The 11,249-nt window shown below is 53.9% G+C and carries 3 protein-coding genes; all 3 read right to left on the bottom strand.

What is annotated here, in order from left to right; genetic code table 11:
• On the bottom strand, window positions 1-905 hold a 905-nt coding region (locus OHL19_RS10520), incomplete at its 3' end, for a beta-ketoacyl [acyl carrier protein] synthase domain-containing protein (RefSeq protein WP_263357618.1).
• A 3-nt stretch (window positions 906-908) separates the two neighbouring features.
• Entirely contained in the window at window positions 909-4,643 is a 3,735-nt protein-coding gene (locus OHL19_RS10515) for a type I polyketide synthase (protein WP_263357617.1), read from the bottom strand.
• A gap of 10 nt (window positions 4,644-4,653) precedes the next feature.
• On the bottom strand, window positions 4,654-11,241 hold the full coding sequence (locus tag OHL19_RS10510) for a type I polyketide synthase (RefSeq protein ID WP_263357616.1): 6,588 nt from the start codon (window positions 11,239-11,241) through the stop codon (window positions 4,654-4,656).
• Window positions 11,242-11,249: the final 8 nt, after the last annotated feature.

The raw sequence follows: 11,249 nt of genomic DNA, 5'->3' as shown, positions 1-11,249 counted from the left end.
ATCACACCAAGGATACGATCCCCCGATAACTCGGCATCTCGCAAGCGCTTCAACACCACTACCCCGCAACCTTCGCCACGAACAAAACCATCCGCCCCGCCATCAAACGCTCTACAAACTCCGCGCGCTGACAACATGCCCCATTGTGAAGCGATGATGAGCATCTCAGGATTGGCCAGAAAGCTTACGCCCGCTGCCAATGCAAGATTCGTTTCTCCTTGTGAGAGGCTGCGGCAGGCACGATCAATAGCAACCAGCGATGATGAGCATGCTGTGTCGATGGCCATGCTTGGACCGGAGAAACCATAAAAATAAGAAAGCCGTCCGGCTGCGGCATTGAGCGCCGAGCCCTGCATCATATAGGCTTCGAACTCTTCGACAGGAACTGATTGTTGATGATGCTGGGAGTATTCAGAACTGGTGATACCGACAAAGACGCCTACATCTTGCCCGGCAAGTGATCGAGGATCCATGCCTACATCTTCCAGTGCTTCCCAACTGGCTTCGAGCAACAGGCGCTGTTGCGGATCTGTACTTAGCGCTTCGCGCGGAGATATGCCAAAAAACTCGGCATCGAAATCTCCCGGCGTATCGAGCATTCCAGCCCAACGGCTGTATGTTTTACCTGCGGTCTGTTGACGCGAATCAAAGATCGAATCAAGATCAAAACGCTCTCGTGGAATCTCGACCACTGCATTGCGCCTATCAGTCATGAGTTGCCAATATGCCTGCGGATGCGCAACCTCACCGGGCAGTCTGCACGACATGCCTACGATGGCAATCGGTTCGCTATGATCCCGAGTGTGGTCTTGCGCCTGCTCCAGTTCTTCGACGCGCCGACGCAAAGCACGCAGGGCGAGCAGCGTCTGCTTTTCTGAACTAAGCGGTTGGTTGTCTGTTGTCATCGCTCAGCGCGCTCCCAGCTTCTGATGAATCGCCGCAAGTTCAGCGGCAATTGCAGCATCTGTTTCTGCATCGTCCATCTCTGCTATCTCAAGCTCCGCATCATTGGCTTCGGAAAAGAGTTTGGTTTTGAGATAAGTAGCAAGAGCAGTGATGCTTGGATAAGTGAGGGTAAGGGTATCTGGCAATTGAACGCCTAGCCCCAACTCAAGCTGCTTCTTCAATTCAACGCTCATCAACGAATCCATTCCGAGATCAAAAAACCCGCGTCCTTCGTCGAGAGGTTCATCAGCAGCAATACCGAACACTGATTTTGTTTCCGCACTTACATATTCGATCAATAACTCCAATCGTTCTGTTGCGGGGGCACCTTGAATTTTCAGCAATATCTTCGGCGTATGAGTTGACGCAAGAGCTTCGCCTGCTACCACAGTTGATCTGGGAGCCTCGTCTAGGTCGGCGATGAAGAGCCCGCGGTGTTGCATATGCAACGCTGGTCGAAGCGTCTGCCAATCAATGTCAGCGATCAACGTTGTCGAATCGTCGGTCTGATCTTCGGTGAGTAGAATGCGCTCTAAAGCATCCAATGCTTTTGCTGGTTGCATGGGCAGGAATCCTGAATTTGTGATCAGGCTTCTTTGACCAATGGCGGCAGAGTCTGCCCACAGTCCCCATTCAATGCTTGATGCAGCTAGTCCATGATGTCGGCGATCTATGGCAAGAGAATTCAGGCAACTGTTCGCGGCTGCGTAAAGAGCCGCGTTTCGCGAACCGATGGAAACCGCCGCAGAAGAGAACAGTAAGAAGAAGTCCAGTGGATGCTTGCGTGTATGCAAATCGAGCAGCCTGGCTCCTTCTACTTTCGCTCCAAAAGCAAGATCGATATCTCTTTGGGTTGCCTGCGCGATGGATCCAAAAGATATAGCAGCCGCAGCGTGAATTACACCATATAGCGGTTTCGCGCGTAGTTCAATATCACGAAAGAGGGAGTCTACTGCGGATGCGTCTGCAATATCACAGACCTGAAGATGGATTGTGACGCCTTGCTTGCGCAGATCGTCAAGACGCCGGATCAGTTCAGTCTGCTGCATCTCATCAGGATGTCGACGACCGACGAGCACCAGGTTGCGTGCTCCGCGTTTGACCAGCCATTCAGCGAGATGCCGTCCAATCCCGCCGAAAGCACCGGTGATCAGATAGCATCTATCTTCACGAAGAGTAAAACTCTTATTGCGCACCGCTGTGCGTCGTTTGAGACGCGGAACGAATCGTCTGCCTGCACGAAGAGCTACTTTATCTTCGCTGTTTACATGAGCTATCTCGTTGAAGACTGCAATTGCCTGCTCTTCAACCGCATGTTCATCAATATTGATTACCACGCCAGAGCGATCTGGATGTTCCAGGCCGAAAACACGAGTGAAGCCCAGCAGAGCGGCATGATCCTCCTGGGATTGCCGCGAAATAAACCACAGCTTGAGATCAAGCTTACTGCGAAGAATAGCCTGCGCCAGGTGAAGTGCATGTGAGGTCAGCTCCTCCACGCGACTTTGCCCCGCGATGAAAATGACATTGGCAGTCGATATGCCTTCGCTTACCAACAGAGCAAAAAGCTGATCAAGCTGATCTGGATTTGCTCCCGGAATCGTGTAGTGATTTGTAGAGAGTCTGGATAAATTTTCGCCACTGCTTACGAGGATTCCTCTGTGCCCATACTTACGAACAACGTTAGCCAATGTCTCGCCGAATGCAGATCCATCATCGAAGATGAGCCATGCTTTGAATGGCGTTGGAGTAGAGCTAATCGGCAAAGGCCGCTCGACCCATTCCGTGGAGTAGAACCAGGCATCGGGCGCAGTTGTATTGGCAGTAGAGGAATGCCAGATGCTGCGTTCACTCAGCCAATAGCGCTTACCCTGAAAAGGATAGCGAGGAAGGCTGACCGTTCGACCACCAGAGGGATAAATCTCTTTCCACTCTACGTCGCTGCCCTGTTCATACATTCTTATGATCAGTTGCAAGCGATTAGCAGAATCAGACGAAGATTGGATTGCGTTTTCAGATGAATGTCTCACACCCTCGTGCGCCTTCAACGCTGTTGCTTTGGCTCGAAGTATCGCAGCGATTTCAGAGCCATTCGTACCTGTAACTGCAACTCGATGCGCGTGATGGGAACGCCGCAATGTGCTGGTGAAACCGATGTCGCGAAGCTCTCGCTGGCCTACGTTTTCGATGCGATCAGCATAGGCCAGCATCAAAGCGTAAAGAGCCTCCGTTGACTGAGCAGAGACTGCAACTACGAATGAACTCTCCGCTACGAATGCTGAATTGTCTGCCTGCGGTTCCGCTGCTTCTTCGAGAACAAAATGCGCGTTGGTACCCGACCAACCGAACGAACTGACCCCAGCAATCCTCTGTCCATTTCGCGGCCACGGTTGGCCTTGCATGGGAATGTGCAGACCTGAGCCTCGCAATGCGAGATGCGGATTAAGTTGTTTAAGATTGGCGACGGGAGGAATGTAGCCGTTGCGCAATACCAATACAGCCTTGATAACGCCGGCAATACCGGCTGCTCCTTCGAGGTGGCCTATGTTTGCTTTCACCGATCCAAGCGCGCAAGGGAAGATACGATTTTCTGCGCCGAGAACCTCCGTAAGCGCTTCTACTTCGATAGGATCGCCCAGAGTAGTGCCGGTACCGTGAGCCTCGACATAGCCCACCTGCGAAGGCGCAATACCTGCATTCTCCAAAGCACGTCGCAAAAGGCGCTGCTGTGCAAGACCATTCGGTGCAGTGAGGCCATTCGTCTTTCCATCTTGATTGATTGCCGAGCCGCGAATAATGGTAAGGATGCGATCTCCATCGCGCTCCGCATCAGCCAGACGCTTGAGGATAACGATTCCGCAGCCTTCGCCTCGCCCAAATCCATCGGCATGACTATCGAAGGCTTTGCACCGTCCATCAGGAGCCAACATTTGTAACTGCGAGGCAGCGACGCTGGTTGTTGGCGACAACAGCAGGTTGACTCCACCAGCAATGGCAGCGCTGCAATCTCCTGCGCGCAGGCTTCGGCAGGCCAGGTGCAATGCAACCAAAGACGATGAGCATGCAGTATTGACCGCCATACTCGGGCCTTGCAGATTAAGCCAGTAAGCGAGGCGCCCGGCGATAACATCCTGGGCTGTACCTGTCGCGGCATAAGCATCGAGCGAATCAATCTCTGAGGCCTGCAGCGCATAGTAGTCCATGCTCTGACTGTGAACACCAACGAAGACTCCGGTTTCGCTCCCGCTAAGCATCTCGCGTGATAAGCCCGCATCCTCGATCGCATGCCATGCTGTCTCGAGAAAGATGCGCTGCTGCGGATCCATGCGCACGGCTTCAACTGGAGCAACATCAAAGAAGGCCGCGTCAAAGCGCGCCACATCTCCCAGAAAAGCGGCTTCACGTGTATTCATTTTGCCAGGCGTCGGCGCGTGGGGAGCATAGAGAGCTTCGCGATCCCAGCGATCCTCGGGGATCATGGAGACCGCATCGCGGCCTTCAACAGTCATCTTCCAGAAAGCGTCCAGGTCTGTTCGAACGCCGGGAAAATCGCAAGCCATGCCGATGATAGCGATAGGCGCAGGCTTACTTAACGCCTCTGCGGCGACTAGCTTTTCTCTAAGTTCGCGGATGACGTTGCGCGCGCGCTCGAGGAGCTGGTCGTTCGGGTTCAGATTGCTCTGGCTACTCTCCGACAAGATGCATCTCCTATTTATGCAGCAGACTCTGGACGCCCATCAATTCGGCCTCCAGTAATTCTGCCGCGGAAGGATCTACATGCGACCGAACAGGCGTCGCATGCGTGGATGCTTCCTCGAATATTTTGATTGATGAAAGGTTCTCTTGGGGCAACGCAGCAGAATCGATGGTTTCCGATTTTGCGAGGGCGCTTGCCAATGCTGAACCTGGTGTTCCTGATGCAAGCTTCGTTTCGAGATGCGCGGCAAGAGCAACGACAGTCGGATAGTTCCAGGCCAATGTCGCCGAGAGTTTGAGATGTAGACCGCGTTCCAGACGATTGCGTAGTTCAAGAGCCATTAGCGAATCAAGGCCCAGCGAGCGCAGCGCCTTGTCTTGAGCTACGCGTTCAATCTCGCAGCGAAGAACTGTCGACACCTGCTCTCGCACCCAGCTTGTAAGCGCTGCACGCAATGCGTCGGATGACAACCACCTGAATTGTTCGGCGATGTCGATTGTCTTTGAAGCTGTCGAACGAGCCTCGTTGAGTAGTGCGGAGAAAACCCTCGACCTTCTCGCAATTGGATTCGAATCGCACCAGGCATTCGCGTCAAACCGCATGGCTGCAACCTGCGTTGGAGCCTCAGCAAGAATGCGGAATAAAAGCTCGCTTCCCTCTGCCGGGGTCAGCGGTGTGAGCCCATGCGAGGTGAGACGGGCTCCTCGATTTTGCTGAAGTGCGGCCAAACCCACCTCCGCCCACGAACCCCAATCAATGCTGATCGCCGGAATGCCGCGCGAGCGTTGTTGATGAGCGAGACCGTCAAGCATGGCGTTTGCAGCAGCGTAGTTTGCCTGTCCAGGCGTGCCGAGAATGCCGGCAGCAGATGAGTGGTAGATAAGGAAATCGAGTTCGCCGGGAACAATGTTTTTGTCGATGGCAAGCGCGCCGCCAACCTTCCCATCCATGACCGTGGCAAACTTTTCCGCTGTGAGATGTTGTACTACGGCATCATCGAGAACACCGGCGGCGTGAATGATACCGCGCAGAGGTGGCCGTGAACTTCGAATCTCGGCAAATAGTTCCTCCACGTTTTTGGACGAAGTCAAATCATGAGAGCGGACGAGAATCGTTGCGCCTTGGCTCTCAAGTTTATCTAGGATGACTTGCGCTTCTACCGATGGCTCCCGGCGCGATACGAGGACTAACTGCCGTGCTCCACGAGCGACGAGTGCCTCTGCGGCTACTAGTCCCAAACCGCCAAGGCCGCCGGTTATAAGATACGTCGCATTGAAAGAAATTCGACTCGCATCTAAGTGCACCTGGGCATCGGAGCCCCGCATAGACAGGATAATTTTTCCCATATGCTTACCCTGAGCCATGATGCGAAAGGCCTCGCCTGCCTGCGAAATCGGAAAGACCGTGACAGGGAGCGCACGGAAGATGCCTTGCTCAAACAGAGCTATAACTTCGCCGAATAACTCGCCCACCATCGCTCGACGATCTTCAACGGATTTTGCAAGATCGACGGCAAAAAACGATCTGTTGCGCAGGAAGGGATTGAGGCCGATCTTGCTGTTCTCCCAGATATCGCGTTTGCCAATTTCAATGAAGCGGCCATAGGGAGCGAGCGACTCTAGCCCGGCTGCAATAGCTGGGCCTGCGAGTGAATTCAGAACAACATCGACGCCCTCGCCATTCGTCTTCGCCAGTACTTCATTTCGAAAATCGAGTGTACGCGAGCTCATGATGTGCTTTACGCCGAGACTTGCGATATAAGCGCGCTTTTCATCCGAGCCAACCGTTGCATAGACCTCAGCGCCAAGCCATTGTGCAACTTGAATCGCAGCCAGCCCTACGCCACCTGCCGCGGCATGTATAAGAACTTCTTCACCACGCTTGACCTGCGCTAATTTGACCAACGCATAGTAGGCAGTGAGAAACACGCAGGGCAATCCTGCGGACTGATCGAAGCTCATCGATTGCGGCTTGCGAACAACCAGGGCCGCTGGAATGTTCACGCACGAGGCAAAGAGTGTCGCGTCCTGAAAAGACGGAGAGATGGCAATGACTGCATCCCCCGCTTGAAACGCGGTAATGTTAGCGCCGACACGCAATATTATTCCGGAACATTCGCCGCCGAAGTGAGATCCCGACAGAGCGTCATTGATTCCCATGCCGCGAAGAACATCGAGAAAGTTGAGGCCTCCCGCTTCAACTGCAATCTCCACTTCGTCAGGGCCGGGATCAGGATGAATCGTAGATCGCAACTCAAAGCTTTCGAGCAAGCTGCGAGAGCGCTGAATAAGTTCAAAGGAATTCGCGGAGCCTGGAAACTTGAAGTCTTCGCTGGTTTCATCGCCGGTTATGGTGAAGATAGAGGCGTTGCTATCGTCTGCGCTCCACTGCGTCATGCGCGCTGCGTACGACGCATTCGCACGAAGCAGGATGCGATCTTCTTCAGGATTACCGATGAGTGTTTCTGCAAGGCGAGAAATTTCGGCTGGAGTAATCTCAACCGGCAGATCGATGCAGCTCGCATGCAGTTCTGGATACTCGTTTTGCACCGAAGCGATGAGGCCCCATATTCCAGATGCAAGCGGACTTGCGATAAATTCGCCGCGTATAGATTGGGCACTACGGGTGACAGTCCAGAAACGCGTGTTCTCTTCCCCGCCTTTAGTTGAAGCCTCGTTTGCATCGCTCAATCGCTGCACAACTTGGACTACATGCAAATGAATCTCTTCTGCTTGTGCCAACGATGAACTTGCAGTCAGTTCCAAGGAAGCAAGGAAGACCACACCACTTAAGTTATCGGCCAGGAGCTCTTCACTCTTAAGCACTTCAGCGCGACTGACAATTTGAACCGCAACATCAGCCTGCCTTAGAGCATTGGCTAGTTGATCTGCGACATTCTTGTGATCTGCATGATCCGCAATCAAAAGCCAGGAGCCGGATGCTTGCTTGCTGCCTGTGCGCAGATCGGAGAGAGGTTCCCAGTCCATGGTGAACATCATCGCTTCCAGTTGATCTGCGGAAGTGGAGGCAAGTGGCTTGAATTCGAGACCTAAAATCCTGACGCGCATGTGTCCCTGTGCGTCATAGATTGCGACATCTCCTTTCAGCAAGCCGACGCTCTCCACCAGCACGCGAACATAGAAGACGGAACTTCGTTCGATGGATGGGAAGAACTCGATGTGGTCAAACTCAACAGGCAGCAGCGCAGTATCCGTTTGACTGTTCTCGAACAACACACTGGCAAGCAGTTGTAGTGCAGCATCCAGAGTTGCCGGATGCAGATGGTAGCCGTTGACGTTGAGCCCTTGAGGAACCCTGATCGCTGCGAGTCCGGCGCTCTTCAAAAGAGTTGCCCATTCATGCTGACGAAAGCTGGGTCCGAACTCGTAGCCGAATCGCGCGAAGGACTCTGCATAGCGCTGACCACTTATGGATTCAGGCGAAAGTTCAGCGTCTTCCCAGGCACTCAGATTTACTGTTTCAGCGACAGTCTGCACAGACTGCCGCAGTCGTGCTTCTGCAGCTCTATTCCACTCTGCACTCTCTTCCGTACGAGTGAAAAACTCTAAATGAAAGGAGCCGTCCGATTGCGGTGACGCGATTAACTGCAGAAGCATTTCGCTGTTCGCGGTAAGTATGATCGCCTGATCGAGACGCAGATGCTCAATGGATGCCGTAGATGCAATGCCTCTTGCAGCCGTCGCGAAAACCCGTTGTTGCACAGCTTGCGCCATCTCAACATAAGCACTCGCGGGAAGTAGGATGGAGCCATCGACTCCATGATCTTTAAGCCACGGATGATTGTCTGCAGTCAGAGTTGGAGTCCAGATATATTGACCAGCTGCTGAGTGAAGAGCTTCGCCGATTAACGGGTGTCCTGAGCCTGGCATGAGCGAACGCTTCGCATTCGACGACTCAATCCAGAAACGTTCGCGCTGCCACGGATAAGCGGGCAGGCTTACCTGATTTCCAACTGGGTAAAGGCGCTTCCAGTCCACTTCAAAACCATGTGTGTAAAGCCTGCCGAGCGAGAGCAGCAGCGTCTCAGTCTCCCGCTCTTCGCGCCGTAATGATCCGATGGCCAGGACCTGCCGCCCTACATGCTCGGCCGTCTGCTCTACGAAAGGAATGAGAATCGGATGAGGACTCATCTCGATGAACGCATCGAAACCTTGCTCGATGAGCATTTCTACAGTCGCTGCAAACTGCACTGTCTCGCGAAGATTGCTGACCCAGTAAGCTGCATCCATTTGCTTACCAGCGCCGCCGTCGATCACAATTGCCTTCACCGTCGAATACATTGGGACTAATGCGCTACTCGGCTCGATATCGCGAAGCGCCTCGGACAGATCATCTTTCAAAGGATCCATCTGCGGGCTATGCGAAGCTACATCAACCCGCACCCAGCGACAAAAAATCTCCTGCGCTTCAAGGCGTTGGACAAGGCCATCGAGTGCTTTCGGATCTCCTGCCAGCACTGTAGAACGTGGGCTGTTGGAAACAGCGATAGAGATTCGATCTTCCAGACCCGCTATAGCCTGCTCTGCTTCTACGCGCGTCAGGTCCACGACGACCATAGCGCCTGAACCGGCAACACGCATCAACAACGCACTGCGACGGCAAATGATTTTGACTGCGTCAGTAAGCGATAGAATCCCGGCGATGTGTGCTGCCGCGACCTCGCCCATGCTGTGCCCAACCACGGCATGCGGCGTAATTCCCCAACTCTTCCACAACTCGGCGAGAGCTACTTCCATTGCAAAAAGCGTGGGTTGGATCGTGTCTATACGCGCTAGCTGATCTTCGCGAGCAGGGTTCTGCAATTGATCGAGTAGAGACCAGCCTGTTTCCTTTTGTATCTCGAGGTCGCATGCCTCAATTGCATGACGAAATTCAGGTTCGGATTGAAGTAGTTCACGGCCCATGCCAATCCATTGCGAGCCCTGGCCCGGGAAGACAAAGGCTACCTTTGGAAGATTGTTCTGCTTAGCGATACCGGATGCTGAAAGCCGCGATTCCTGCCCTGATGCGAATGCACGGAGACTTCCTTGCAGTTCTTCCGATGTAGTGCCAGTAACCGCGAGCCGATGTGAGAGATGTGTTCGCCTAACTGCTGCGGTGAAACAAAGATCGGCAATGCTGCATGGGCTTACAGAATCTCCGTTGAGATCTGACTGCTCAAGTCTATTCGCGATATCGCGAGCGCGTTCGAGCAGAGCAGCGTCTGATGAGGCTGAAATAGGAAGAAGATAAGCTGCCCTGGAGGCCGTGTTTATCGGCACAGATGGTGGTGCTTCTTCGAGAACGACATGCGCATTCGTCCCGGTCAGCCCAAGACCATTGACACTCGCGCGACGCGGAGATTTGAAGTTCGCCTCCCACTGCGTACCTTCGCGTTCGAGCATCAACCCGTTGTTATCCCAATCGACAGCAGGATTCAATTCGTGCGCATGAATGGTCGGAGGAAAGAATCTATGTTGAAATGCCTGGATCGTCTTGACGATGCTGGCAATGCCTGCAGTCGATTCCGTATGACCAATATTCGACTTTACCGAGCCTACGCGCACAATCGAAGATCGTCCGGTCTGCTTGCCAAACACAGATGCAATTGCGGCCAATTCGACGGGATCACCAGCACGTGTGCCCGTGCCGTGGGCTTCAACGTAATCAATGCTCGCTGGATCTAACTGCGCGTCAGCCACTGCATCGAGCATGGCCTGCCGCTGACCCTCTTCACTCGGGCTCGACATGGAGCCTGTAACCTGCCCATTATTCGTGACGGCCGTGCCCCGAATCAATCCAAGGATTCGATCTCCATCGCGCTCCGCATCGGAGAGACGCTTGCAAACAAGAACGCCGATTCCCTCACTGCGCACGAAGCCATCAGCACTGGCATCGCCGAATTTGCAGCGGCCATCTTTCGAAAGCACATTGGCAGAAGCAAGCGCCTGCGTGAGTTCCTGACGAAAAATAAGATTGGTGCCACCAGCCAGAGCGACTGAACACTCACCAGCACGCAGTGCCCGCACAGCCATGTGGATTGCCACCAATGAAGACGCGCAGGCTGCATTGACAGATGCGTCTGGTCCACGAAGATCGAACTGGTAGGAGATGCGGCTGGATGCTCCGTAAAGCGGGCCACCGGCAAGATGGAAAAAGTCGATCGAGGGAGCGTTCGCACCGGAGTGCCGTTCGTAATCGCTCGCCCATACGCCGATATAGACGCCAGCTTTGCTACCTGCGAGTTGTTCGCGACGCAGGCCTGCGTCTTCCATCGCTTCCCAGCTTACTTCAAGCAGAAGACGTTGTTGAGGGTCTGTCCACTGAGCTTCGCGTGGGGAAATTTCAAAAAAAGATGCGTCGAACTTATCGAGATCAGGCAGGAAGCCACCGCGAGCCGTCGAGGCAAAGTTGGGTACGCCGGGTTGTGCGTAATAGGCGTCCAACTCCGGCGAACGGCCTCCCGGATAATCGGCGAGGTTGTCTCGCTTTTCGACAATCGACAGCCACAGCGCTTCAGGGCTGGATGCGCCGGGAAGTCGGCAGCTCATGCCGATGATTGCGATTGGCTCGGAATTGGAATTCTCTGCTGCCTTCATGCTTCTCC

It is taken from the genome of Acidicapsa ligni (assembly GCF_025685655.1).
Lineage (GTDB): Bacteria > Acidobacteriota > Terriglobia > Terriglobales > Acidobacteriaceae > Acidicapsa > Acidicapsa ligni.
The sequence above is the reverse complement of the archived record's forward strand: the minus strand, read 5'-3'. Positions and strand labels throughout refer to the sequence as shown.